This is a genomic window from Vibrio sp. V42_P2S4T144 (assembly GCF_009904715.1).
In the GTDB taxonomy this organism is placed as follows: domain Bacteria; phylum Pseudomonadota; class Gammaproteobacteria; order Enterobacterales; family Vibrionaceae; genus Vibrio; species Vibrio alginolyticus.
In genome coordinates this window covers 19,460-41,146 of record NZ_WXWS01000155.1, presented here as the reverse complement: position 1 = coordinate 41,146, position 21,687 = coordinate 19,460, and the positions used below count along the sequence as shown (strand labels likewise).

Below are 21,687 nucleotides of genomic sequence, written 5' to 3'. Positions count from 1 at the left end.
TAAGCGGTGATTAGCCACACTGGCTGTCGACCCCCAGCCTCATGCCAAGACCGAACATTGCTATCCCAATGATGAAATTGCATTGCCAACTAGTAGGGTAGCCTCGCAAGGATGCGGGGCCTTTTTTTATCTTCCTTATTGCTAAAAGCACGTTTTAGCAATAAGAAATCCCCCGTCATTTCTCACATTTCCCTATCTTTCCCTTGATTGATTTACACAATCTTATTATATTCTCGTTATAGCAATTAGATTTGTAACCCCGACCAAAGGAAAAAATCATGAAAATCGAACAAAGCACAGCGATTAAGTTGCGCATCACTGAGATTGAATCTCTCGACCCTATCACCGTATTTTTGGAAGACTATGTTGCCGGCAAAGGAAAGATTGTCATTGAGTGCTACGGAAAATCGTGGTCCTCATACTGGGGCGCGATGGGTGGCAGAACTATTGCTCAGTTCTTCTGTGATTGTGATGAGCACTACCTGATCTCTAATCTGTGTGGTTCGCTAAGTAGCGAAGAGCCGGATTATGATGCTTTTCTGCCTCTGGCGAGAGCGCACATCTTAGGCTGTCGCCGTTTAAATCATATCGGTTCCAGCTTGGCCCGTGCGCTTTACGATATCGAAGATTGGGAAGAGTACGCTCCCGAGCACAGCTATGACACTTACAAGTGCCCTGATCATGAAAGCAAAGAAGAGTTCGAATATTTAGACCTTGGCATTGTCACTGCCCCTACAAGAGTGCCCCACCAATACGCTTACATGGTTCGCATCGTCAAAGCGGTTCAGGCTGCATTGAGAGAGTCTGGATTAGCAGGTAAGGAGGCGGCATGAATCCCAAGCATTTAGAGAAGATCAAGAAATGCTTTGATCTCTCCAAGTCCAGCAATCCCAATGAAGCGGCTAATGCCTTGGCGATGGCTCGTAAGCTAATGCGCAAGTATGGCCTCAGTGATGAAGACATCGAGTTCATTGAAATGGGTGAAACCACCAGCAAAAGCCGCATCCAACGCAAGCCGGTTGTTTATGTGGGCGTGTTGGTTTCAGAAATCGCCAAGGCGTTTCAGGTTATCCCTATGCTTGAGACTAACTTTGAAGGCTCTTTTCCTCAGTTCATTGGACGCAAAGACGCTGCCATGATGGCCGCATATGCTTTTGATGTGCTCTACCGCCAGCTGATGAATGCCAGAAAGCAGTATTTGTCGACTCTGACCCCCCGAATGCGCAAACAAAACAAGACCGTTCGCGCTGACCGCTACTGCGAAGGCTGGGTGATCTCTGTTACTGAAAACCTGAAGGCAGAGAAATTGCCCGAAGAGGAAGAGACCCGCATTAAGTCATACATGAAGCATCAAAGCCAAGACGGGAAAGAGCCGGAGCAGGCAAAGAGTATGCGTCGTAAAGGTGGCAGTCGTGACGATTATCACTCTGGTGTTCTGGATGGAAGCAATGTGCAGGTGAATACGCCGGTACATGGCACCGAGCAAGCCAAATTGTCCCATAGTGTGGCGCCATAAAGGCGGAAAGATGATCAAGTGCGGTGAGTTTCGACTTGCTGCACCACCAGAGAGAAAAATCATGAAACAAGTTGACCCAATCAAAGATCTGGATGACGTGAGAGCCATCTACAACCGCCTCAAAAAGTGGGGGAACCATCGAGAGGCTGAACTGGTCATGCTCGGTTGTAATGTGGCCCTGCGTATTAGCGACCTGCTGAAGCTGAAATTCGACGACATCAAGACAATGCAGCTAGAAGGTGAAGACATTGGTTATGTTGAGCTGGAAGAGAAGAAAACCGGCAAGCCAAAGCGCCTGACTCTGAATAGAACCGCGCTGCAGTGCGTTGAGCGCCTGAGAATGAATAATCCCGAGGCTATCTATCTGTTTCAGGCTACCGGAAATCGCGTCAAAGGCGATCCTAAGCCGGTTAGCCGTCAATGGATATCAACCAAGCTGATTGATGTTAAAGACAGTCTGGGGCTGGATTACAGCTTAAATACGCACTCATTGCGTAAGACCTTCGGCTACCACGCCTATAAGAACGGCGCAGACATTAACGTACTGCAGAAGCTATTCAACCACTCAAGCGTTACGGAGACGTTTAAATACATCGGTATCACGGATGAGCGCGTGCGTGATGTTTACCTAAGCATTGATATTGGACTGTAAGGAGAAAGTCATGACTAAAGTAATCAAAACGCAAGCGGAGCTATACCAAGTTCGTCACGACAGCTGTGTGGGCTGGGGTGATATCTTCTTAATCTGTGGTAAAGAGTCTGTCAGAGTGGCTATCAACTCGGACTATGGCACATACTCTCATAACTGGACCCATTGCGGCGGTGATCCCAAAGAGTTTCTGACGGAAATAGATTTCGACTACTGCATGAAGAAGCTCACCGGCTATAAACACTACGTGCCGGCACCTGAGCAATACCCCGTTGAGGTGAAGCGATGCATCATAGAGTCACGCCGTGAAGATGACTTGACCAAAGCAGAGGCGAGGGAGGCGTGGGAAGACATGCTATCCACTGAGCACAGAGAAGGCGACCTGTACTATAAGGAGCTTATTGATCACCCCTTATTTGATAAAGTGTTCGGTGACTACGAGTATCTCCCGTCAGCAACCAAAGTATCCCCTTGCTGTCAGGACTTCTGGGATAAGGTCTGGATCCCCTTTATTGGTCAGTTAAAGGAAGAGCTGGCCCAAAAGAGCGAGGTCGCCCATGCGTAATCACATCCCTTACGGGCTTTGTACTGACTACGATGAGTTGTTTGAGCGGGTGTCTGAAGGGGAGGTGATTGTCGCCTTTATTAACGCCAGTGGTTTTTCATCGCCCCCTGACATTCTTTACTCTGTTTGTAAGATCTCAATGGAACATGGGCGGATACTGGGGGGTGTGTCTGGCACTCGGTATTTGGAGGTGTCTCAAGATGATGTTGATACCTACAATGCTAGCGAAAGAATGGAAAATGGCACTCTCAAGAGTTTGTTTTTAAGAGATTGCCAACGGTTAATGTTGGGCTGGATAAAGCCTAAGAAGGAGGTGTTGAGTGAAAGATGATTTGTTCTCTGACCTACTTGCCAGTGCCGAGGAAATGGTAGCTATGGAGAAAGAGCGCTCAAAACAGCCTGATTTTGGCCGTACTACCATTCAAGCGGCAATGTCTTCTGTGATGGGGAGGGCGTTGCAATCCATGTCCGTTCCTGAGAGTTACCTTGGCACGCCAAACGCAGAGCAAACAACCGCTGATATGGTTCGTTTGTCGATGGAGACCGTTCAGGGCAAGTCAAAGCGTGGCGCGGTGTCAGGGGTTCAATTTGCGACTATCCCAGCTCAGGAAAGCAGCTTTGATGTTGGGGATTTGGCAAAGTTCCAGCTGGACATCACAGAGGAACGCTTGCGATCGGAAGCTGCAGGTTTTTTTGCGTGGTTGTTCGATTGCCTGAAAGGGCTGGGGTTTACTTCGGTTGATGGCGCGAGGGATAAGGGATACAAGTTCCTGATGCTCGATAGCCTGCAGGCAGAAAGAGGACCATGGCCACGCATTGATGAGCGCATGGTGGTTGTTCTATCACCTGATGGTGAAAAGATTGCTCATCGCAAAATCTCTGCTGCTGCAATTACACGTCTGGATACAGTTTTTGAGGAATCAGTCTCTTCATTAAAAAAATAAGCAGGTTAGGATTTAAGGCGGGGTTATCTCGCCTTTTTTATTGGCTAGGAGGAACGGTGAAAGGTTTAAGGTATCAAAAAAGAATTAGAGTACTGCCCTTTCTTTGGGTGAATATATCTAAGGCGAGCTTTTCAATTACCATTGGCAACCGATTTGTTAAATTAAATATTGGTCGTCGTGGTGTTTGGTTTAGTGGCTCTTTGGTTGGCACTGGGTTGTCTTTTAGAAAGAAAGTGCCACTGCAAAAGAAAGAAAACAGTTAATACCGTTAAAATACTCTATAAATACTCATTCGGTATTAAGTAAACACCAATAAGGAAATGCACTGTGAGCAATGAAGTAGAAATTCAATTAGATAATGATCCGCTCGGTCGTCAACTGAAGCTAACCCGTGATCTTGATGGCTATAACAACGAGTCAAACTACCCGTGCAATACGTGCCTGCATGGCATCTTCAACGTTGACCACTGGTGTTGCCGGAAGCTGCCGCACGACTGGGATGAATGGGACCAGTTCAAGGGCACTGACGTTTATCCGTTTGAAGAGATAAACCGAAAGGCAAGGGAAGTGCTGGGGCGCCCTGTCGATTACCCCAAAGAGGACGTCATTTTCTACGGATGCAACGCCAAGAACAGCTGATAACCTGACATTTTTGTATAGATGCTCGCCCAGTGGAGGCGGTGAATAATGAGCCTGTTCACCTAACCTTCAGGAGCATCTATGAACACATCCCTTGCCTATCTCAAGGCACTATTCATCTTCATTTTCATTCTACTGGCCGGTGCCGCTGTTCTGCTGAGTCCGCTTGGCGTTCTGCTGGTTGCCGGCTCTTTGTTGTCACTGCCCTTTCGCAAGATCAGACCCTACATTCTCAACGTGTGGGAGTCGGTCGACCAAACTGTGAATGCGGTGGGATTTGGCAACATGGACCACACCATATCAGGGCGTATAGGCCGCGCTGCCATGAAAGGGAGCAAGGTGGCCCTTATCATGGAGAAGGTGGTTAATGCGCTGTTCTGGTTTGATCCTAACCACTGCCGACGGGCCATAGAACACGATGAGCACGAGCAGTGCTACTCGTTCAAGTGATGGGGGATGATATGAAATACTACATTACCCGTTACACGGATAAGCTGCCGTCTTGGCAGGCTGGCAACGCCCGTCTTTTCCTGATCACCCTTCGCAAAGGTAAAGAGCACGACATTGGTCTGCTTGAGCATGAAAAGTGCCACGTCAGGCAGTGGTGGGCGCTATTTCTGCTGATGTCTTTGATTGGCTGGCCTGCGCTGTACTTCTTCAATAGCGATCCGGTCATGATGCCCGTCAGTATCGCGATCACCGGCTTGGCGCCTGCGCTTCATGCCTTGCTGTACCTGTTGGTGCGTCCTTATCGCCAATGGTCCGAGGTGCAGGCATACAAAACCCAGGTTGCTAAGGGCAATTACAGGGACAATAGCTTTGCCGTTCGGGCGCTCATGAATCCCAAATACAAGCTCAAGCTCACGGAGTCTGAAGCAGAAAAGCTGCTTGGTTTGGATTTGAATTCACTGTTAGCAGCTGCAACTAAAAAGGACGCATCATGAGCAATAAAGTGGATCCCGTAGTTAACGGGAATGGTGATTTGGTGGGCTATATGGCTGATTGCGTTGGTTGTGGAATACCTCATGTGATCTATGTGGCTAATCCCAACGGTGGGCCAACGTGGACCTTTAATGAAAGTCTGGAAAAGCCAACCTTTAGCCCCAGCCTGCTGGTAACGTGGGACGAAGGAGAAGAGCGGATCCATAAACGCTGCCACTCGTTCATTGTAAATGGACAATGGCAATACCTGAATGACTGCACGCATGATTTAGCAGGTAAAACGGTTGATATGGCTCTGGTTGAGGAAGACTAGATTTAACAAAGTTGTGTTGTACGGATAGGCGGGTAATCCGCCTATATTGGCTAAGTCATAGTCATGTATAGGGAATCACAATGAGTATTTATCAAGTCCTTTCGTATTGCTTAATGTCATGGTTTTTCATGACACTGGGCGTCTATTTGTTTGTGGGATTGCTCGGTAAAAAAGAGCAGATTTCAACGACCAAACTATTCAAAGAGTTTACGCTGGCATATTGCGTTGTCATGGCCGTTATTCTATTTGCTGCGCCGTTATCTGAACCGCTCAGGCAATTATTATGGGACCCATTAAAAGGCGGCTCGGCTATTGGAACGCTCTCTGTTTTGCTGATGCTCTTTTATTCTGTTCCGCTGGTTGCGCATAATTTAATTGGCTCAAGTCGCGGGAAAAATAATATTCCAATCCCCTCTGGTGAAGTCTTTTTGTTATTTAAGAAGGGTAACAATGAAAAGCGATATTTATCCATTGATGTGCGGGATATGGCGTCGGTATTACGTGCGAAACGGACGCTACTGGCCGAAGTTCAAGACGATGAGACCGTGCTGGATGCCACTTGCCGGATTCAAGATCAGTACGAGCAGGGCGGTTATGATTTGGTGATCGTTAATACCACGGGCGTCGGGTATGCACTGCGCGAGACGCTGAAAACACACTTGACCCGCATTCCGGTGGTGGGTGCTCTGCCTTCTGGCCCCGTTCCGGATTGTCACGTTCTCCCCGCCTAATTGCCACGATTGAGCAAAAAGCCGCCTACGGGCGGTTTTTTATTGTCGGCAAGAAATACCCGAGCAAAGATGAATATTTAAAGTGTTACCGTGTCACTTTATGGGCGATCAGAAAATGCCCGTCTAACTCTCAATTTCTGAGAACTGTCATTCTCGGAAATTGACAATTTCCCCGCTTTCAATCAATATGGTTGCATATTGTAAGAAGGACCCCGACCATGACCAAAAAACACGAACCCTTTTCAGTGGCGATCCAAGCCACCGAGAAAGCTTTAGCGACTGCTCAGAAAAAACTTGATCAAGTGAAAGCGGATTTTGAACTGTACCTCGACTTTCAGCGTCGTGCTGAACTGCTCGGCAATCTGGCGTTTGAAATTGGCCGGTTGGAAGTCGAAGTTGAAATGGGTAAGCCTGCCCAGCGCAAGAAAGCTGAAACCGACTTGAAGGCAAAGCAACGCGAGTACAACCGGCTCGCTAATTTCGATATGGACAAGAACTGGCAGAAAGAGCAGGAGTGTGAAGAGAAGGTTCGACACCTCACCGGAGAGCTGAACCAGCTCAAACACCTCAAACAGCGCGATCATAGGTACCTATTCGCATGATAGAAAACCAACTCTCCCTGCTCGGTGACTTTTCCGGAGTCAGGCCGGATGATGTCAAAACGGCAATCCAAGCGGCCCAGAAAAAAGGCATCAACGTTGCTGAGAACGAGCAGTTCAAGGCTGCATTTGAGCACCTGCTGAATGAGTTCAAAAAGCGGGAAGAGCGTTACTCTCCCAACACGCTGCGCCGGCTGGAAAGTGCGTGGACCTGCTTTGTTGACTGGTGTTTGGCGAATCATCGCCATTCTTTGCCGGCGACACCGGATACCGTAGAAGCCTTCTTTATTGAGCGAGCGGAAGAGTTACACCGAAACACGTTATCGGTGTATCGCTGGGCGATCTCCCGTGTTCACCGTGTGGCTGGCTGTCCAGATCCCTGCCTCGATATCTACGTGGAAGACCGGCTGAAAGCCATTGCTCGCAAGAAAGTGAGAGAGGGCGAGGCCGTGAAGCAGGCATCCCCGTTCAATGAGCAGCACCTGCTTAAACTGACCTCGCTTTGGTACCGCAGTGATAAGTTACTGCTTCGCCGCAATCTGGCATTGCTGGCCGTGGCTTATGAGTCAATGCTGCGAGCGTCAGAGCTGGCGAACATTCGCGTGAGTGATATGGAGCTGGCCGGCGACGGTACCGCGATACTGACTATCCCCATCACCAAAACCAATCACAGCGGGGAGCCGGATACCTGCATACTCAGTCAGGATGTGGTCAGCTTGCTGATGGATTACACCGAAGCCGGCAAGCTGGATATGAGCAGTGACGGATTTTTGTTTGTGGGTGTGTCCAAGCACAACACCTGCATCAAGCCCAAGAAGGACAAGCAGACTGGCGAGGTCCTGCACAAGCCAATCACCACCAAAACGGTCGAAGGTGTGTTCTATTTTGCATGGGAAACTTTGGACTTGGGGCGTCAGGGGGTGAAGCCTTTCACGGCGCACAGCGCGCGTGTTGGTGCTGCTCAAGATCTGCTTAGAAAAGGCTACAACACCCTGCAGATCCAACAGTCTGGCCGATGGTCTAGCGGTACCATGGTGGCAAGATATGGCAGGGCGATACTGGCGCGTGATGGTGCAATGGCTCATAGTCGCGTCAAAACACGTTCAGCTCCTATGCAGTGGGGAAAAGAGGAAAAAGATTAATACACAATTGATACCAGATAAGTATCAGATGTGCATTTATATGATACTGTTTAGGTGTTAACTTTAACGTAATTAGATACAAGGATTAGAGCTATGAAAGTGACTTTTGAAGAGTCGATGTTGGATGAGTACCTTGAGCAGCTGCGCGTGCAGTTTTCTCGTTACAGCAAGCTTGATCAGCACAAGGTTTTAGAGTCGGTCCGCTCGCTGGTTGTGGAACCCAAGCCGATCGCCAAGGCTCGCTCTGTCGAAGAGGTTCTGTCGGACATTCGTGAAGCGATTGAGGACGGAGGTCGTGCAAGAACGTTCTTTACCACGGCATTTGCTAACTGGTACCGACGAGTGCCAACGCCGCGCATTGCTCATTTGCATGATTACATCAATCTTGACCTGAAGAATCGCCACCTATTCCAAGAAATGATGTGTCTGCGCGACTCAGGGCACTTTGACGACGAGGCCCTTTACCAGTTTGAGCAGTACTGCTTGTCATTTGTGGATAACAATTAGGATTACCGAGGAAGCTATGAAACATAAGTTTGAAGGTTTTATTTTAGAGATCGTTGAAGAGTCCCCAGACACACCTATGGGGTTAACTATCGAAGGGAGTGCCGGCTTCACAATAGAACTGCCTAAGTCCGGAGCTTTTCATCATTATCCGCTTAACGAAGATGGCGTGAATGTCGTGATGTTCAAAATGGACAACTCTACTAAAACCCCGCCTGAGATTTCATTTCAGCTGACAGATGTTGAGCTGGAAGAGCTTAAAAAGGTGAGTGTTTTGCCTGTGCTTGGCTGATGGAGAGGCTTATGAGTATCACTATTTTTGGCACTGTTCTGGTGCCAAAATCAATGACTGAAGAAGAGGCGCAAGCACTTCAGCGTGAAATATCCGAACGTGACGAGTTTGATGCTATCCGAGTGCAAAGGGATGTGACCCGCAAGGCTTACATCATGTTCCAAGGCGAGCGCACGGTCGAATCCAAAGGGCTTGAGCACCCAGACGTTATGTTTGGCGCTTGGTGCGATACTGGCGGGGATCCATTTTTCTATGAGCCTGCCTACAAGCCCATTGCCTACTTCCTGAAAGAGCGCGGTTATAACGTATTAAGTTTTCCTAGAGAGAGATAAAGATGAGTGACAGCATAGTGCAATTGTCCAACGTGTTTGGGGTGCTGAAAGAGAAGTTGCCCACAATTGAAAATGAATTTGACCCGCTTGAGCTGGAAGTCGAAGAGTGCGACGGTATTATCGTCGACTACATCATCAACAAGGCCGGTGATGGCTATGTGTTGGTGATTGACGATCGTGACCTAACGCCTGAGCTGATCACACTGGAATTTGAATCTGGTGACGCCATGGTGGCTTATTTTGAAGACGGCAAACGCAAGCCTATGGTGCTTGATTCGGTGGAGAATTAAGGGGTGGAATTGCCAGATCTAGACAATTACCTTCCTGTTGCAAGGCAGAAGCTTACCTCATTAATTGATGAAACAGACTTCTCTCTGGTGGAATCTGTTTCAGATGACAGTGCAGGCCCTGTGGTTTTAGTTTTCCATGGTGGGAAAAAGTGCAGTGTTGACCGTTGGGGTAGGGTGATTTGGTTGCACTTGGATGAACCATCCGGAGTTTCCGGATAGTTCGCGGTTTATGGCTTACCTCAGTTGTCCGGCATTTCCGAACAGCTGGGACCAATAACCTTTTGTTGTGGCGACAGGGTGAGCGCAATGCCACCCTAAGTCCGTTTTATCGAGTAGAAGGAACGGACCATGGACAAGTTAGAGCAGCTGGGCCACCAGCTGGCCGAAGCAATGAAACAAGCGGATCATGCCAATGTCGGCACGATTGGCAGTGTGCATCACAAAGTCAGCCCGTTAGCCTGTGAGCTGGCAAAGAATAATAATCCCTATCTCACCCTCCTGAAAGACAACCATGAGCGTTTCGAGCGTGAATATGGGCGCCCAGCGCAGCTCGTGTACATGCCTATGGCTATGCTGATGTCTTTGGTCGGTGATCTGCCACAAATGGAACAGCAGCTTTTCTGGATGTCGGAAGTAAAGAAAATCGAAGGCATGGAGGTGAAGCTTAGTCAGGATGGTACGCTTCGGCTTTTTTGACGATCTGCGGGGAGTGCCTTTCGGGCGATTCCCCGCCGGTTCAGTTGATCAGCTTGAGGTCGTTTTTCCGTTGGTTTTTCAGGTCGGTATAAAAATTCTCATGCGAACCAAGGCTTAACAGGTAAAGCCTTAACTCATTATCAACCCAAGAGTAACCGAGCAGCAATTCTTGCTTGTTCACCTTGAATTTATGTACCCGCAAATGTGACAAATCGCCTTTCTTTTGCTGACCTATTTCCGGATTGGCAATAATTTTTTCGATCTCATCTTCAACGGTGCTGAGTTGCCTTGTTGGCAGCTTGCTTAGGGCTTTGGTGAAGCGTCTAGCCTCAAAGACCTCAATTTCTCTTTGTTCTTCGCTCATACGGCTTCACCAACCCCTGTTTAACCTCTTCAGTAGCTAATAATGATTCACGGACAAACTCATAAGAGAGGTCTGGATTCTCCATCATGATTTTGCCAATCTTGGCCCAGTACTCTATCTGCATAGGCACAGAGCGATTTTCTGCGGTCCCGTAAGCCTTGGCTTCGGAAACAAAGTCATCATTTAATCGGACGCTTGTTGCCATTGTTCAATCTCCTATATAGCGGTGATTTCATTATAGACACAATGGCGCACAATGCAATCATTTGTCGCATCACAAGTAAGGCGTGCCACTTGTGGCCGGAAGTTGCTTGCGTCGCGCGCTCTAATTGACACAACTCACTTAAAGCAATTAGCGAGGCCCATCAAATCAAGTCTATTCAGTGGCTTATACGCCTCTAGTTGTCACAACGAGCAAATAAGCAAAACAAAGCAATAGAATTTCGCAATATTTCCCTGTTGCTGCGACAACGTGCGCCAGCGTTCATCATGACCTCATTTCTATGATGAGACAAAGCCATGAGCACACAGAAGAAGATATTTTGTGTCACGCTACTGGGAAGAGAGCAGGTCCAAGCGACCGCCGTGCTTGATAATGACCTGTTGGTGATCGCCAAGCTCGAAAAGATTTCCGGTGCGTTTGGCACATGGAAGCGAAAGCTCAAACGTGACTTGAAGAAAAAGCACGACGAAGGCTATCACATGGTCGTCGAAGAGCGCGGGGATGATTTCAGCGAGTACGCCCACAAAGTGTTACTTGAAGAATCGGACCCGACTGAAAAGCGCGGTTACATGAATATCGCCTTTGACCACTATTTTAACCTGCTTCGCCTTGGTGACACTACCGATGGCAACCAACAAGGTTGCATTGTGTTGAACAAGGGTTTGGAGCGTCACTGGATCCGTGACAATAGCGTTAACATCGTGCCGGATGACCGTGGGCGTTACCGCTATGACATCGACCACTCCAAATTTTCCGGTTATCAGCGTGCCATTCTGTTGTGCGTGCTGACGGCGTGTGAGTTCAACCAAGTTAACCAGCACTATGTTGATACGTTCTTGGATGCCATCAACGTCGAAGACGAAGATCCCGCCTTTACAACGCTACGCCGCATCACCATTGAGCGCGATATGGGGGATGCATGACCCAGTTATCACGCCTAAGCCCTTTGAATATCCAAGATGAGCTGATCCGTGCTCGTTTTTACCGTGAGCTGCGCGACGGTTTGTTTGAGTGGGAAGAGTGGGAGGTCTCGATAGATGAGATCCGGATGCCCGAGCTTATTTCCTTGCGTTACTACGGGACGGATAGCCTCAAGAAAATCGTGTCGGTGTGTGCTGGCCTTGATGATATGCGTGAATACCTCGCTGCCGGTAGCCTGATCCGCCTGCCGACCATTAAGTGGGTGAGAACGCGCATTCGCTATTACTGCCAGTTTGAGCAGGAGGGCGTATGAAGCAGCCAGAAATGACCCAAAACGTCCGCAATCAGGACAAAGAATTTAACGAACGTCGCCGTAACCAGAAGGCCGAGCGCCAGTATGCGCGTAGAACGCTGTCACCGGCAGCGATCCGTGAAGCAATCCGCACCGGTGAGTTGCCCTTGTATCACTCGGTGTTGCTGGGTTCAAAGAAAGGCGGCGATCCCTTCACCATTGACGACATGCGAGCCTTTGACAAGGCGCGTAAGTCGACCTCGAAGAAGTGGGGCCGGACTCGTGGCGCCCCGCTGGATCAGCTGATTGTTGCCTCTCGCAAGATAGACGTACAACGCGCCAATACAGAGATCCAAGTCGCACGGCTTTATAAGGTCCGTGGTGATTTGCTGCACTTCAATGTCACCGCCTCGGGCAAGCATGGCGAGGGGAGCTATCAGGTCCGGATCCGTCTTGAGAACTGGATGGAAGAGTTAACTCAGACGCAGCGCAGCTGGGCAGCTGCCGTAAAGCGTATCTGTTTGGGCAATGTCTCCATTGACTGTCAGTGTGGCCGTTATCAGTTTTGGTACCGCTATGTCGCCACAGCCGGCAACTTTGCCATAGCGCCCTATGAGAAAGACTTTCCGAAGGTCCGAAACCCCAAACTGACCGGTTGTTGCTGCAAACACCAGCTCAAAGCGCTGGGGGCGTTAAAGTCGCCTACGGTGCAGGCCCAGCTCGCCAAACAGCTTGAAGCGCAGGCTGAGAAAGAAGGCTTTGCCGGTGATAACACCGATTCGTTCCTGACCAAAGAAGACCGCGAGCAGTTAGAGCGTGCCCGTCCTCGTGATGTAGACAAAGCCGCTGCTATGCAGGTGATCAACAAAATGAAGCAGGCCAAGCGCGTCTTTAAGCGTCAGGTCAAAGATCCGAAGTACATCAAGAAGCTGGAAAAAGAGGTCGCAGAGCTGCGTAAACAGCTTGGCAAGCAGCAATCTAAGGTCTCGACTAGCAAAGCGAAGGCAAAGAAAGCCGTTGAGCAGCGCCAGAAGCAAGCGCAGGGCGCAAGCCGTGACCAATTGAAGGCAATGCTCAGATCTGAGCTGGACAGGGCCAAGATGTACGGCGCAGACCGTGACAGCGCGGTGAAAGTCTTCGCCAAAATGAACAAAGTCCCACTGGCTGACGCCCAGAAACTCGCTAAGGACCTGTAATGAGCAGAATAACCCCCATAGACCGCAGACGTGTGTTTGAACCTATCTACGCCGATCTGCAGAAGACATTAGACATTAACCCCAATGCGTTTGACTGCCTGCTCTTTAAAGCTCAGCTGAACGCCTTAGAACACATTGATGACAGTGATGTGGTCGGTAACTTAGAGGCTCGGGAGGAAACATTTTCTTATAGTAGCCCGACCATTACACGGGCCATAGAATTGCTCAATGATGGTGATTCTATCCAAATGCTGGCGTTTGGTGATGGTACCGATGAAGGCGAAGAAGTCTTTCAGATGCTCATCAAAGAGCCAAACGTACCCGAGCAAAGCGTTATCTGGATTGAAGAGCAAATCGCTGATGAAGAAATACAGGTTCGCCTGCTCTACATCGTGAAAGCTGAGCCTATTGGTAAGAACGGATCCGGCGGTTTTAAGTACCACTTGATGCCGTTTGATGTCGGCAGTGACTTCCTGCCAGACAAGTTTGAACCAGAAGCCGGCGAGCCGATTGAGTTCTTACCAAATCCGCATCCAGAGCCAAGTTTGACGGGTGTGGTGAACAAACTGGCGCAGTCAGCCAGCAAAGAGCAGATTGAAGCCTTGCGCCAGCCGGTACCAACGGTGAGCGAGCAGGATGAAGTCAACGAAGAGAACCTGAACAAGCAGGCAACGGACCTTCAAGAGAAAGTGGGCGCCATTGCCGATATTTTTGATGTATTCAAAGGGGATGAACAATGAGTACCGATCCTAACGCGCCAGTCGATATCACACTCACGCCGGTAACGGGTGTAGATGATGCGACCGTTACCGCGCCATCCCCGAGCGATATCACAACCCAGCCAGTTCAAAACAAAGTGTCGGTCCCGTCAGTGACGGCGCCGGCCTCTGTCGATTTTACGCCAGTTTCAACCGCTGATGAGGTTAACGACGAGTCTCTGAACCGTACCGCGAAGACGTTACGGGATGATGTGAACGCTAAGCTGACCTCGTTTGCAAACTCAGTCTCGCTCATTCTGGGCCAGTTGGGGACCGAGCACAGCCTGCAGATCGCTGAAATCAACAGCAAGATGGCCGCATTGCGCGATTCCATCAATGCTGAGCTGGCAACCATTCGCACGGAGAACGAGCAGCAGAACGCTGACATTGCAACGGCCATTAACCAGCGACTCTCGACGGTGATGGCGAACCTCACCACGCTATCCGGCGCCATCAAGAACAGCCAAGACAAGATCGCCGCCCTTGATGCGACCTATGCGACCGACTCTGATATTGCCGCCAAGGTGGCAACCATCAATGCCGCATTGGAGCAGCTGAACCAGACCGATACGGACGTACTGCAGCAGATGCAGGAAACCGTCAATCTGGTGAACTCCATGCGCAAGCTCAAAGAGAAGAACATTACCATTTCCAGCACTGCCGGTACCTATGACTTTTTGACTGTGCAAGAGGGGATGGGGAGCTATTCACTGGCGACCGACTATATGGCTACGGCCACGGTTGAAGGCAATCCGCTGGTGGAGGCGTACATCACACAAAAACTCGCGGTGGGCTTCACCATTGAACTGAAGTCCAAAGGGGTGCATTTCCGCCCTCAACCACATGATGCCAGCGTGACGCCCGTTTCTGTGCGTGTCACGTTGACCTCAACGCAGGGCTAAGCATGGCAACGCCCCCTAAGCGTTATGGCGAGCTGGCAACCGAGCAACAGGTTGCCAATGCCAAACAGGAAGCTCAAACCGGCATGGTCTCCACGCTGGAATTTGAGCAGTTTAAGCAGGATCTGATGGCGACCGTTAAAGCCATCACTAAACAAAACAACGATGTTGCAGATCGTTTAAGTGGGAATACCAATGCATAAACAAACTATGGGAGGTTGCCATGAGTGACCCATTATTTCAGGCACTAATTGAGAGTAACCGACGTCTGACGGATACTTTTGAAAATAAAGCGAATGAGATTGACCATAAGGTCGAGCAAACCGCGAATGAGATTGCAGAGACCATCACGTCTAACAATCTTGTAACGTACTACGTTGACGCAGAAAACGGCAATGATGAGAATACAGGCGCGTCGTCTCGTCCTTTTAAAACTTTAAAGAAAGCCCTTAGAACATGCTCGACTGGCTCTAAGGCTACAATTTACGTAGCTCGCAGCCAACGTCATATTCTTGATGGAGAAAATGTTAGATGTTATGCCGCCTTTGTGAATATTGTTCCTTGGAAGGATAACACTGATACAAGTCAATCTTATCACTACGATGAAACCACCCCTATCGTCTCGCTTGAGGCGGTCCTGTATATGTACGGTACAATCGTTTTTGGTTCTTACCGTAAGACACTTATTGTTGAAACAAGTGAAAAAACACCGACGTATGGCATTCAATTTTCAACAGCAGGAAATTTTGTTATTGCGCGAAGCCGGTTAATTCTTAATCTTCAGAGTGATAGCATCCCTCTTTGTGGTTCATACTTTAATTATGTTAACCCTGTTAAAGTCGCATTGCGTGAAGCAGACATTGTAAAAACCAAAGGGTTTTTAGCTCGAAGTGGCTGCCTATTTTCGGTAGATGTGGCTACAGGGTTTCAATATACCGACGATGTCATTCTCGGCGCAGACGAAAATAACACCCCATCTAACGTACCATTTACACCACAGGAATAAATTATGATTGTTTCGTTTCATTACAACGGCCAAAGTTATGTTAACTTTGATACAGAGACTGACACGTTTAAGTTACTGGACATTCCGCAGGCGGAAAAAGATAAAGTGGTGGCAAACGCCAAATGGGAGCTGGTTAGAGAAAAGCGTCAGCCGTTAATTGATCAGACAGACTGGACCCAAATGCCTGATGCTCAGCTTACAACGGATAAAAAAGCCGAATTTGCTAATTATCGCCAGTTGCTGCGTGATTTGCCTCAGACTTATGACAATCCAGATGATGTCGTTTGGCCGCCAAAGCCAACGCTCTAACATTTCCCTGTAAGGGATCTCGAAATCGAAAAGGGGTAGCGTTGTGCTATCCCTTTTTTATTGGGTAGTACCATGACCGAGATTACTGAAAAGAACGACATTACCGATTTTTACCCCGTCGATGTGGCCTTTGGTGGTCACATCGTTGATGCATTGGCAGAGCTGGATCCGGAAAGCTGTCCGCACCATGTAAAAGCCTTTCTGCAGCGTGATACTAAGCAACAGGTATTCCGTGGTGACTATGATTCACCCAAAGCCTTTATTCAGGCAATTCGACAGTTCCAAAAGCAGACAGGTAGCGACGGAGAGCGCAAATTCAATGCGGCCAGACTGCCGCTGATCAACTACTACCGCCCGATCGGTTTTCGTAGTGCGTCCGCTGAATATGCGCAGTTCGTAGAGAGCGTCACCGGTTGGGACGATGCCCTGCTCAAAAAGACCAATATCAGTATCAGCTACCTTGAGCTGACCTACCGCATCGTGTTTATGGCCAATGATAAGGCGTCTGTAGAGCGTTTGGTGCTGGCGTGGCACATGCACATTGCTCGTCGCCGTGCTGGTGGCCATCGTTTCAATGTGACGTACTCACTGTTTGGCGAAGACATCGACTTACCGATCACCATAGAGGACTCTCAGACAATTGAGGCGAACAATTTAAGCCATAACTACGCTGATGGTCGCTTATATGCCGTGGACGTTGAGCACAAAGTCAATGCGCCTATCTTGTATGGTAAAGGCGTGGGCCATATCAGCCCGATCCGTTGGAAGATTGAGTTCAGACCGCTTGAAGAGGTGTTCTCGTGAGTCGTCATGAGCACCAGCTGGTCCAGTCCATCGTCTATCACGGCGATCAACGTGAAGAACTGGACCTGTCCTTTTTGCTTGAAGCGACGTTCGTTGAAACCACAACGTTAGACGGGCCAAAGCTCATTATCGAATACGACGATAAAGAGCAGTACCTGCGTGATGATTTGGCGATTAAGGAAAAAGCTGTGTTTACCGTGGTGTTGTCCGATCCTGTCAATCAGGATGCACTCAACTGGGAAGCGCAATGGATAGTCATGACGATGCCGGTCAGCGAGGGTGGTGCCATCACGTTTAACCTGCTTTTAAAGTCGCTCCATGACCTAAAGCAGCCGTCGCCCAGTGCCCGTTGCTTCGTCAAAGAGCCAGTCAGCAAGGTGTTGCGCCAACTGGCCCCAGACATGCCGCTCGATGTCGGTACGTTCCCTATCCGGTTGGACTTTCATTTGCTGCCGGCGCAGCGTCCATCACGCCTGATTAGGCAGATGGCAAAAGAGCTGGGCGCATTGGTGTTTATCCGTCGCGGCACGCTGGTGTTTCGCACGCTCAAAGAGCTGCAGGAACGAGCGCCGACTTACTTGTATCACTACAACGACACGCGCCAGCAATACCAAATATCGCAATACACGACACCCAATGACAGCTCGCTGATTGAAGATCTAACCCAGCGCCGGTTTGTGGGGTGGGATGACAAAAAAGGCATGGTCTATTCCGGTAAACACTCGGCAGCGCCCATCGAGCATTCAGGCATAACCAGCCGGTTTGTGTTGGACAACCTCAGCAAGATCCCCATTCCGGTTCTGGACGCCTACATGTTTGGTAATGGTGGTCTCAGGGCAGGGGATGCGATCGAGATTATCTGGAACCGTTCAGATTTAGAAAGGCCAATAGATGAAAGCCTGCCAACGCTGGTGGTTATTGGTCTGGTGGCGCATAGCTACAAGGGTAAAAAGTATTACAACCGTATCAAAGGGATACTAGATAAACACTAAATAGGTATTTAAAGGGTATTCAATGGATAATCCAGCCGATCTCCTGCTCCAACGGCCAGAGCTAGAAGCTGTGGTGGTCAGCGTGCAGGACCCAGAGAAACAAATGCGCGTGCAAGTGCGCGTGTTTGGTGTGTTTGACGATGTGCCGGACGACAAACTGCCGTGGGCGACGTATAAGCTGCCAGTCGGTGCCCGAGTCGGACAGGGTGACTTTACACCGGTTCAGACGGGCGATCTGGTGTGGGTGGATTTTCCTTATTACACCCATGGGCGCAAAGATACACGACGCCCACGGATCACCGGCTCAGTGCATCATAATCCTGACGGTATTCCGAACCTGCCGCCGGAAGCATTTGAAGGTGAAGGGCGATACCAGCATAAACGTAGCCACAAAGAACCCAAGCCATCGCCGCAGGGCTACCACGAAAGCAAGGTGTATATTCTTCACGGCATGATGTTTGAAGTGGAAAAGGACAGCGTCTATCGCGTTACTCACATGCCGACAGGGACTGCCTTTGAGTTTGATGCGCGTGGGCACTCCATTTTACACGTCGAAGGCGACAGCCATCACTCAACCACGGGCGATATGGAAAATCATGCTGGTGGCAACATCAACAATGAAGCAGGCGGCAACCTGACAGAAAAGATTGGGGGATACTGGCGAATCAATGTATCCGGCTCGGCGCATATTGATGCGAAAAGCATTCACCTCAATAAAGGCAAAGGCGTTGTGACCGGTGATCACCTCTGCTCTTTTACCGGTAAGCCTCATTCTGATTTCTCAACACAAGTGACAGCGGGTAAATAATGGCGCTTAGTGACAGTACTCTCAAAGGCATGATCAAATCCAACCTTGAAGGGTTTGGGTTTGTGGCCAACCAGCACGGCAAGATGGATGAACTCGCAGAAGCCATAGCAAAAGCGGTTGTCGAGCACATTACCTCTTCCGGTGAAGTGATCGTGAAAGGCGGCGGCTCTTATGGCGGCGAAAAGGCGAAGATTGAATGAATACGAACGGTTTGGATGCGCTGCTTAAAGAAAAGCAGTCGGGTATGTCTTTCCCTGAAATCACCAAAGAGGACGAACGTAAGGCCCGTAACATGATGGCTGGCAGTATTACTCCAATTACGGTCTGTAATGACTGTGGTTCAGTTGAAATTATGCACCGTTTAGGCTGTCGCTGCAGTTGGTCACTAAATGTGAAATGGTTATTTACTGATTCGAGCGGTTCGCAGCTTAAACACGGCAGAGATTTCCTGTTTATCGAAGATAGACCGCTCACGGCATACACCTAAATCGTTTTTCTCTTTCCCTAAAAAAGCGCCGTTTCTGGTGCTTTTTATATTGTCATAAACATGCTATTAGCACGATTTAGCAATTAACCTGTTTTCGCTTCACTTTTCCCCTTGCTCTATGTGCCCTCTCTACTTGCTAAAAATCGGTTGTGTAAATTAGAAGTGCCGGCCGGCAAACCCCCGATAACTAAAATTTTTGTGTTGATGCTGGGTATCTCCCCCCTTGTTAGCCTCTTTGCTGAAAAACCATGTTTGAAGCACCAAAGCCGGTGCGCAAGTCCAATAAGGAAGAGACAATGGGAACTCCTAGCACAGAACAGGCGTACCGCGATCAGGTCGCTACAATCAACAACAACGCTTCGCAGCTTGCGCGACATATTATCGATCCGCAGATGGATAATGGTGAGATTATCACTGACAGTGCCGCTCGCAATGAAGCCATCATTCAAAGCCTTGACGGTTCAATCTTTGATAATGCCGGTGAAATGTCAAAGATGGTTGCAGGCTCTGCCGCCAACGCGGTCCGTCACTACCACTCAATGCATGGTGAAATGCCGTCAGCTGAGCTGATGTCGTCAATGCACAACAGTATTGAGAACATGCTGGATCCGAACACTGAAAACCCTCATCTACGCGCGATTCTCGATAGTGCCGGTGATGGTTCAATGAGTGCTTCTGAAGGCATCATTCAGCGTAACCGCATGGTTGCTCTGGTTGTACCGGTGCAGCTGATGATGATCACCAATGACATGGTGACGCACATTCCGGCGAACTATAACAAGTCTGAGATCTTCCGCATCAACCGTGTGGCCGGCTCAACGTTTGGCGACCTAAGCGAAGGCGATTTGATTGACGTCGATTTCAACGGTCAGTATGCGTCGATGGACCAACGCCACCAAATCGGCAGCGGTGACGGCACAGCCGTTGATTTCAGCTTCGATATCGCTGCTAAAGCGAAGGCAATGCCATTTGTGAAAGGCAAGGTCCGTATTCTGGTTGATCGTATGCCTGTTGGTGGTGATGACGGTAAAGGCGGCATCTTTGGTAAATTCACTGACGCAGACGGTGACACGGTAACATTTACCGGCACGGTGAATTATCAAGTTGGTCAGCTTGCGGTGAAGTTCTCCAAAGCACCGAAGACCGGCATCGAGATCCATACCATTGCAGACATCTCCATTGAGAAAGACCCGTCTCTGATCCCGACCGTTGAGCACGAAATGGTGAGCTACGAGCTGTTCCCGCACGAATCTGCGCTGGTTAGCTCCAACTCTATTCAGTCTCAGTTCACTGGTAAGCGCGAATACAACATTGATATCGCAGGTATGCAGCTGGCAACCGCTCGTAACCTGATGGCAGCGGACAAAGACCGCAAACGCCTGAACGATATCTACTTCTACGCGAAAGGCGAGAAGACATTCGACCTGACGATTCCGTCTGGCCTGTCTTACCGTCAGCACTACGAAATGATCCAAACCACGCTATTGGCAATTTCTACCGAACTGATGAACCGCACCAAGCGTAGCGGTCTGGTGGGTGTCGTTGCTGGCCGTGAAGCGTCTCGCGTTCTGAAATCGCTGGGTGCGCCGCACATGGTGTACGCACCGAACTACCGCCAACTACCACAGCCGCACTATGTGGGTACCGTGTTTGGCTACAAGTTCAAAGAAGACCCGCACATGGCGGACCCATGGCGCGTGCTGTGTTACGCCAAAGGCCGTGAGCACGGTGATGCTGGTTATGTGGCGGGTGATGCGATTTCAGCGATCAACTACGCACACAGCATCGGTCGTAACCTGAAGCACGAAAACACGCTCTACGAGCTGGCTTATCGTGATCTCCACCCGCACAACGGGCGCGATTGGTTCATGTGGTTGCGCTTCACGCCTCAGTAATCGCACTGGTTTCACTGGGTGCCGCTTCATTGCGGCGCCCACGTCACTTAACTAAGTAGGAATTTGTCTATGGCAACCACAAAAACAAACACCCGCACTACCCGTAAACCAGCAACCAGCAACAAAACCACTGAGACCACTGACGACAAGTCAACTGGTACAGATGAAACGGTTGTCACTGGCGAAGCTGGCGCAACAGGTGCAGGTGATGCCGGCGCTGGCGATACGAATACCGGTACTGGCACCGAAGGGGCCGGAGAAGAAGGCTCAGAGTCTGGCGATACATCTACAGGTACCGACGGTGACAATGCCGGTGCAGAAGGTAGTGAATCAACAGGCGCCACTGATACCGGCGCTGGCGACGTACCAGAGGGTGATGATTCTGCCCTTGAAGTGCTAATGACCAATAACAGCGTTTCTGGTCACGAAATTTTGCGTGCTGACGGCAGCATTTTAGCTATCAACGGGCACTGCAAAGATTTATCCATCACGACAAACAAAGAAGAGCTGATCGCTATTCAGTCCGCTCTTGCTGATAAGCCGTGGGTGGAAATCAAACTTAAAGCGGAGTAATTCAGC

General features: G+C 49.5%; 37 protein-coding genes. 35 read left to right on the top strand and 2 right to left on the bottom strand.

Features of this window, described 5'->3' with window-relative positions:
* Positions 1-278: 278 nt before the first annotated feature.
* From CAG68_RS05285 to CAG68_RS05190, 20 genes are all read left to right on the top strand, one after another.
* Positions 279-833, top strand: coding sequence for a hypothetical protein (locus CAG68_RS05285; RefSeq protein ID WP_161440874.1), 555 nt, complete (start codon positions 279-281; stop codon positions 831-833).
* Entirely contained in the window at positions 830-1,516 is a 687-nt protein-coding gene (locus CAG68_RS05280) for a DUF7168 domain-containing protein (RefSeq protein WP_161440873.1), read from the top strand. The genes CAG68_RS05285 and CAG68_RS05280 overlap by 4 nt, the downstream gene beginning before the upstream one ends.
* Before the next feature lie 10 nt (positions 1,517-1,526).
* Positions 1,527-2,168, top strand: a complete 642-nt coding sequence (locus CAG68_RS05275) for a tyrosine-type recombinase/integrase (protein ID WP_237667848.1) — start codon at positions 1,527-1,529, stop codon at positions 2,166-2,168.
* Positions 2,158-2,730: a hypothetical protein gene (locus CAG68_RS05270; RefSeq protein WP_237667847.1), complete on the top strand. Its 573-nt coding sequence runs from the start codon at positions 2,158-2,160 to the stop codon at positions 2,728-2,730. Before CAG68_RS05275 ends, CAG68_RS05270 begins: the two co-directional genes overlap by 11 nt.
* Complete coding sequence (locus tag CAG68_RS05265) at positions 2,723-3,061, top strand: hypothetical protein (protein WP_161440872.1); 339 nt, start codon at positions 2,723-2,725, stop codon at positions 3,059-3,061. The genes CAG68_RS05270 and CAG68_RS05265 overlap by 8 nt, the downstream gene beginning before the upstream one ends.
* Complete coding sequence (locus tag CAG68_RS05260; protein WP_161440871.1) at positions 3,051-3,674, top strand: hypothetical protein; 624 nt, start codon at positions 3,051-3,053, stop codon at positions 3,672-3,674. Before CAG68_RS05265 ends, CAG68_RS05260 begins: the two co-directional genes overlap by 11 nt.
* 56 nt (positions 3,675-3,730) lie before the next feature.
* A complete protein-coding gene (locus CAG68_RS05255; RefSeq protein WP_014980821.1) occupies positions 3,731-3,937 on the top strand; it encodes a DUF4236 domain-containing protein in 207 nt (68 codons plus the stop codon).
* A gap of 64 nt (positions 3,938-4,001) precedes the next feature.
* Positions 4,002-4,313, top strand: coding sequence for a hypothetical protein (locus CAG68_RS05250; RefSeq protein WP_012219943.1), 312 nt, complete (start codon positions 4,002-4,004; stop codon positions 4,311-4,313).
* An 81-nt stretch (positions 4,314-4,394) separates the two neighbouring features.
* Positions 4,395-4,763, top strand: coding sequence for a hypothetical protein (locus CAG68_RS05245; protein WP_014980820.1), 369 nt, complete (start codon positions 4,395-4,397; stop codon positions 4,761-4,763).
* 11 nt (positions 4,764-4,774) lie between these two features.
* Complete coding sequence (locus tag CAG68_RS05240; RefSeq protein ID WP_237667846.1) at positions 4,775-5,257, top strand: DUF2781 domain-containing protein; 483 nt, start codon at positions 4,775-4,777, stop codon at positions 5,255-5,257.
* Entirely contained in the window at positions 5,254-5,568 is a 315-nt protein-coding gene (locus CAG68_RS05235) for a DUF6527 family protein (RefSeq protein WP_202599852.1), read from the top strand. The genes CAG68_RS05240 and CAG68_RS05235 overlap by 4 nt, the downstream gene beginning before the upstream one ends.
* A gap of 80 nt (positions 5,569-5,648) precedes the next feature.
* Positions 5,649-6,299 (top strand): hypothetical protein, encoded by a 651-nt coding sequence (locus CAG68_RS05230; RefSeq protein ID WP_161440870.1) that lies wholly within the window; start codon positions 5,649-5,651, stop codon positions 6,297-6,299.
* Positions 6,300-6,517: 218 nt separating this feature from the next.
* Complete coding sequence (locus CAG68_RS05225; protein WP_161440869.1) at positions 6,518-6,901, top strand: hypothetical protein; 384 nt, start codon at positions 6,518-6,520, stop codon at positions 6,899-6,901.
* Positions 6,898-8,040 (top strand): tyrosine-type recombinase/integrase, encoded by a 1,143-nt coding sequence (locus tag CAG68_RS05220; protein WP_161440868.1) that lies wholly within the window; start codon positions 6,898-6,900, stop codon positions 8,038-8,040. The genes CAG68_RS05225 and CAG68_RS05220 overlap by 4 nt, the downstream gene beginning before the upstream one ends.
* Before the next feature lie 93 nt (positions 8,041-8,133).
* Positions 8,134-8,547, top strand: coding sequence for a hypothetical protein (locus CAG68_RS05215; protein WP_161440867.1), 414 nt, complete (start codon positions 8,134-8,136; stop codon positions 8,545-8,547).
* A 16-nt stretch (positions 8,548-8,563) separates the two neighbouring features.
* Positions 8,564-8,836, top strand: coding sequence for a hypothetical protein (locus CAG68_RS05210; RefSeq protein WP_202599851.1), 273 nt, complete (start codon positions 8,564-8,566; stop codon positions 8,834-8,836).
* Positions 8,837-8,847: 11 nt separating this feature from the next.
* Positions 8,848-9,168, top strand: coding sequence for a hypothetical protein (locus CAG68_RS05205; protein WP_161440866.1), 321 nt, complete (start codon positions 8,848-8,850; stop codon positions 9,166-9,168).
* Positions 9,169-9,170: 2 nt separating this feature from the next.
* Positions 9,171-9,458, top strand: coding sequence for a hypothetical protein (locus CAG68_RS05200; protein WP_161440865.1), 288 nt, complete (start codon positions 9,171-9,173; stop codon positions 9,456-9,458).
* 3 nt (positions 9,459-9,461) lie between these two features.
* On the top strand, positions 9,462-9,677 hold the full coding sequence (locus CAG68_RS05195; RefSeq protein WP_161440864.1) for a hypothetical protein: 216 nt from the start codon (positions 9,462-9,464) through the stop codon (positions 9,675-9,677).
* Positions 9,678-9,806: 129 nt separating this feature from the next.
* Positions 9,807-10,154, top strand: a complete 348-nt coding sequence (locus CAG68_RS05190; protein ID WP_020195255.1) for a hypothetical protein — start codon at positions 9,807-9,809, stop codon at positions 10,152-10,154.
* Positions 10,155-10,194: 40 nt separating this feature from the next.
* Here CAG68_RS05190 and CAG68_RS05185 read toward each other — a convergent pair whose 3' ends face one another.
* Both CAG68_RS05185 and CAG68_RS05180 read right to left on the bottom strand, forming a co-directional pair.
* Complete coding sequence (locus CAG68_RS05185; protein ID WP_161440863.1) at positions 10,195-10,518, bottom strand: type II toxin-antitoxin system RelE/ParE family toxin; 324 nt, start codon at positions 10,516-10,518, stop codon at positions 10,195-10,197.
* Complete coding sequence (locus CAG68_RS05180) at positions 10,493-10,723, bottom strand: TA system antitoxin ParD family protein (RefSeq protein ID WP_020195257.1); 231 nt, start codon at positions 10,721-10,723, stop codon at positions 10,493-10,495. Before CAG68_RS05180 ends, CAG68_RS05185 begins: the two co-directional genes overlap by 26 nt.
* A gap of 314 nt (positions 10,724-11,037) precedes the next feature.
* Between CAG68_RS05180 and CAG68_RS05175 the strand changes: the two genes are divergently transcribed.
* The 15 genes from CAG68_RS05175 (at position 11,038) to CAG68_RS05105 (ending at position 21,681) form a co-directional block, all read left to right on the top strand.
* Complete coding sequence (locus CAG68_RS05175) at positions 11,038-11,664, top strand: hypothetical protein (protein WP_161440862.1); 627 nt, start codon at positions 11,038-11,040, stop codon at positions 11,662-11,664.
* Positions 11,661-11,975: a hypothetical protein gene (locus CAG68_RS05170; RefSeq protein ID WP_012219870.1), complete on the top strand. Its 315-nt coding sequence runs from the start codon at positions 11,661-11,663 to the stop codon at positions 11,973-11,975. Before CAG68_RS05175 ends, CAG68_RS05170 begins: the two co-directional genes overlap by 4 nt.
* Positions 11,972-13,150 (top strand): hypothetical protein, encoded by a 1,179-nt coding sequence (locus CAG68_RS05165; RefSeq protein ID WP_161440861.1) that lies wholly within the window; start codon positions 11,972-11,974, stop codon positions 13,148-13,150. The genes CAG68_RS05170 and CAG68_RS05165 overlap by 4 nt, the downstream gene beginning before the upstream one ends.
* Complete coding sequence (locus CAG68_RS05160; protein ID WP_161440860.1) at positions 13,150-13,890, top strand: hypothetical protein; 741 nt, start codon at positions 13,150-13,152, stop codon at positions 13,888-13,890. Before CAG68_RS05165 ends, CAG68_RS05160 begins: the two co-directional genes overlap by 1 nt.
* Positions 13,887-14,810 carry a chemotaxis protein gene (locus tag CAG68_RS05155; RefSeq protein WP_161440859.1) on the top strand — a complete coding sequence of 308 codons (924 nt, stop codon included), beginning with the start codon at positions 13,887-13,889 and terminating at the stop codon, positions 14,808-14,810. The genes CAG68_RS05160 and CAG68_RS05155 overlap by 4 nt, the downstream gene beginning before the upstream one ends.
* Positions 14,811-14,812: 2 nt before the next feature.
* A complete protein-coding gene (locus CAG68_RS05150; protein ID WP_161440858.1) occupies positions 14,813-15,010 on the top strand; it encodes a hypothetical protein in 198 nt (65 codons plus the stop codon).
* Positions 15,011-15,030: 20 nt separating this feature from the next.
* Positions 15,031-15,813: a hypothetical protein gene (locus tag CAG68_RS05145; RefSeq protein WP_161440857.1), complete on the top strand. Its 783-nt coding sequence runs from the start codon at positions 15,031-15,033 to the stop codon at positions 15,811-15,813.
* 3 nt (positions 15,814-15,816) lie between these two features.
* A complete protein-coding gene (locus CAG68_RS05140) occupies positions 15,817-16,122 on the top strand; it encodes a phage tail assembly chaperone (RefSeq protein ID WP_161440856.1) in 306 nt (101 codons plus the stop codon).
* Positions 16,123-16,194: 72 nt separating this feature from the next.
* Positions 16,195-16,926, top strand: coding sequence for a hypothetical protein (locus tag CAG68_RS05135; RefSeq protein WP_020195265.1), 732 nt, complete (start codon positions 16,195-16,197; stop codon positions 16,924-16,926).
* Positions 16,923-17,918, top strand: a complete 996-nt coding sequence (locus tag CAG68_RS05130; protein ID WP_161440855.1) for a hypothetical protein — start codon at positions 16,923-16,925, stop codon at positions 17,916-17,918. The genes CAG68_RS05135 and CAG68_RS05130 overlap by 4 nt, the downstream gene beginning before the upstream one ends.
* A 22-nt stretch (positions 17,919-17,940) precedes the next feature.
* Positions 17,941-18,726 carry a phage baseplate assembly protein V gene (locus CAG68_RS05125; protein WP_161440854.1) on the top strand — a complete coding sequence of 262 codons (786 nt, stop codon included), beginning with the start codon at positions 17,941-17,943 and terminating at the stop codon, positions 18,724-18,726.
* Positions 18,726-18,926, top strand: a complete 201-nt coding sequence (locus CAG68_RS05120; protein WP_161440853.1) for a hypothetical protein — start codon at positions 18,726-18,728, stop codon at positions 18,924-18,926. The genes CAG68_RS05125 and CAG68_RS05120 overlap by 1 nt, the downstream gene beginning before the upstream one ends.
* Positions 18,923-19,213, top strand: a complete 291-nt coding sequence (locus CAG68_RS05115; RefSeq protein WP_161440852.1) for a hypothetical protein — start codon at positions 18,923-18,925, stop codon at positions 19,211-19,213. Before CAG68_RS05120 ends, CAG68_RS05115 begins: the two co-directional genes overlap by 4 nt.
* A 296-nt stretch (positions 19,214-19,509) precedes the next feature.
* Entirely contained in the window at positions 19,510-21,108 is a 1,599-nt protein-coding gene (locus tag CAG68_RS05110) for a hypothetical protein (protein WP_161440851.1), read from the top strand.
* A 69-nt stretch (positions 21,109-21,177) separates the two neighbouring features.
* Positions 21,178-21,681 carry a hypothetical protein gene (locus tag CAG68_RS05105; protein WP_161440850.1) on the top strand — a complete coding sequence of 168 codons (504 nt, stop codon included), beginning with the start codon at positions 21,178-21,180 and terminating at the stop codon, positions 21,679-21,681.
* The last annotated feature ends 6 nt before the right edge of the window (positions 21,682-21,687 follow it).

Coding starts and splice junctions, on each gene's coding strand:
- CAG68_RS05200 (WP_161440865.1), top strand. CDS start 9,171: ATGAGTGACAGCATAGTGCAATTGTCCAACGTGTTTGGGGTGCTGAAA.
- CAG68_RS05115 (WP_161440852.1), top strand. CDS start 18,923: ATGAATACGAACGGTTTGGATGCGCTGCTTAAAGAAAAGCAGTCGGGT.
- CAG68_RS05105 (WP_161440850.1), top strand. CDS start 21,178: ATGGCAACCACAAAAACAAACACCCGCACTACCCGTAAACCAGCAACC.
- CAG68_RS05140 (WP_161440856.1), top strand. CDS start 15,817: ATGATTGTTTCGTTTCATTACAACGGCCAAAGTTATGTTAACTTTGAT.
- CAG68_RS05170 (WP_012219870.1), top strand. CDS start 11,661: ATGACCCAGTTATCACGCCTAAGCCCTTTGAATATCCAAGATGAGCTG.
- CAG68_RS05245 (WP_014980820.1), top strand. CDS start 4,395: ATGAACACATCCCTTGCCTATCTCAAGGCACTATTCATCTTCATTTTC.
- CAG68_RS05155 (WP_161440859.1), top strand. CDS start 13,887: ATGAGTACCGATCCTAACGCGCCAGTCGATATCACACTCACGCCGGTA.
- CAG68_RS05280 (WP_161440873.1), top strand. CDS start 830: ATGAATCCCAAGCATTTAGAGAAGATCAAGAAATGCTTTGATCTCTCC.
- CAG68_RS05135 (WP_020195265.1), top strand. CDS start 16,195: ATGACCGAGATTACTGAAAAGAACGACATTACCGATTTTTACCCCGTC.
- CAG68_RS05120 (WP_161440853.1), top strand. CDS start 18,726: ATGGCGCTTAGTGACAGTACTCTCAAAGGCATGATCAAATCCAACCTT.
- CAG68_RS05150 (WP_161440858.1), top strand. CDS start 14,813: ATGGCAACGCCCCCTAAGCGTTATGGCGAGCTGGCAACCGAGCAACAG.
- CAG68_RS05285 (WP_161440874.1), top strand. CDS start 279: ATGAAAATCGAACAAAGCACAGCGATTAAGTTGCGCATCACTGAGATT.
- CAG68_RS05165 (WP_161440861.1), top strand. CDS start 11,972: ATGAAGCAGCCAGAAATGACCCAAAACGTCCGCAATCAGGACAAAGAA.
- CAG68_RS05190 (WP_020195255.1), top strand. CDS start 9,807: ATGGACAAGTTAGAGCAGCTGGGCCACCAGCTGGCCGAAGCAATGAAA.
- CAG68_RS05145 (WP_161440857.1), top strand. CDS start 15,031: ATGAGTGACCCATTATTTCAGGCACTAATTGAGAGTAACCGACGTCTG.
- CAG68_RS05220 (WP_161440868.1), top strand. CDS start 6,898: ATGATAGAAAACCAACTCTCCCTGCTCGGTGACTTTTCCGGAGTCAGG.
- CAG68_RS05275 (WP_237667848.1), top strand. CDS start 1,527: ATGATCAAGTGCGGTGAGTTTCGACTTGCTGCACCACCAGAGAGAAAA.
- CAG68_RS05175 (WP_161440862.1), top strand. CDS start 11,038: ATGAGCACACAGAAGAAGATATTTTGTGTCACGCTACTGGGAAGAGAG.
- CAG68_RS05110 (WP_161440851.1), top strand. CDS start 19,510: ATGGGAACTCCTAGCACAGAACAGGCGTACCGCGATCAGGTCGCTACA.
- CAG68_RS05125 (WP_161440854.1), top strand. CDS start 17,941: ATGGATAATCCAGCCGATCTCCTGCTCCAACGGCCAGAGCTAGAAGCT.
- CAG68_RS05215 (WP_161440867.1), top strand. CDS start 8,134: ATGAAAGTGACTTTTGAAGAGTCGATGTTGGATGAGTACCTTGAGCAG.
- CAG68_RS05205 (WP_161440866.1), top strand. CDS start 8,848: ATGAGTATCACTATTTTTGGCACTGTTCTGGTGCCAAAATCAATGACT.
- CAG68_RS05230 (WP_161440870.1), top strand. CDS start 5,649: ATGAGTATTTATCAAGTCCTTTCGTATTGCTTAATGTCATGGTTTTTC.
- CAG68_RS05225 (WP_161440869.1), top strand. CDS start 6,518: ATGACCAAAAAACACGAACCCTTTTCAGTGGCGATCCAAGCCACCGAG.
- CAG68_RS05265 (WP_161440872.1), top strand. CDS start 2,723: ATGCGTAATCACATCCCTTACGGGCTTTGTACTGACTACGATGAGTTG.
- CAG68_RS05235 (WP_202599852.1), top strand. CDS start 5,254: ATGAGCAATAAAGTGGATCCCGTAGTTAACGGGAATGGTGATTTGGTG.
- CAG68_RS05180 (WP_020195257.1), bottom strand. CDS start 10,723: ATGGCAACAAGCGTCCGATTAAATGATGACTTTGTTTCCGAAGCCAAG.
- CAG68_RS05240 (WP_237667846.1), top strand. CDS start 4,775: ATGAAATACTACATTACCCGTTACACGGATAAGCTGCCGTCTTGGCAG.
- CAG68_RS05210 (WP_202599851.1), top strand. CDS start 8,564: ATGAAACATAAGTTTGAAGGTTTTATTTTAGAGATCGTTGAAGAGTCC.
- CAG68_RS05160 (WP_161440860.1), top strand. CDS start 13,150: ATGAGCAGAATAACCCCCATAGACCGCAGACGTGTGTTTGAACCTATC.
- CAG68_RS05185 (WP_161440863.1), bottom strand. CDS start 10,518: ATGAGCGAAGAACAAAGAGAAATTGAGGTCTTTGAGGCTAGACGCTTC.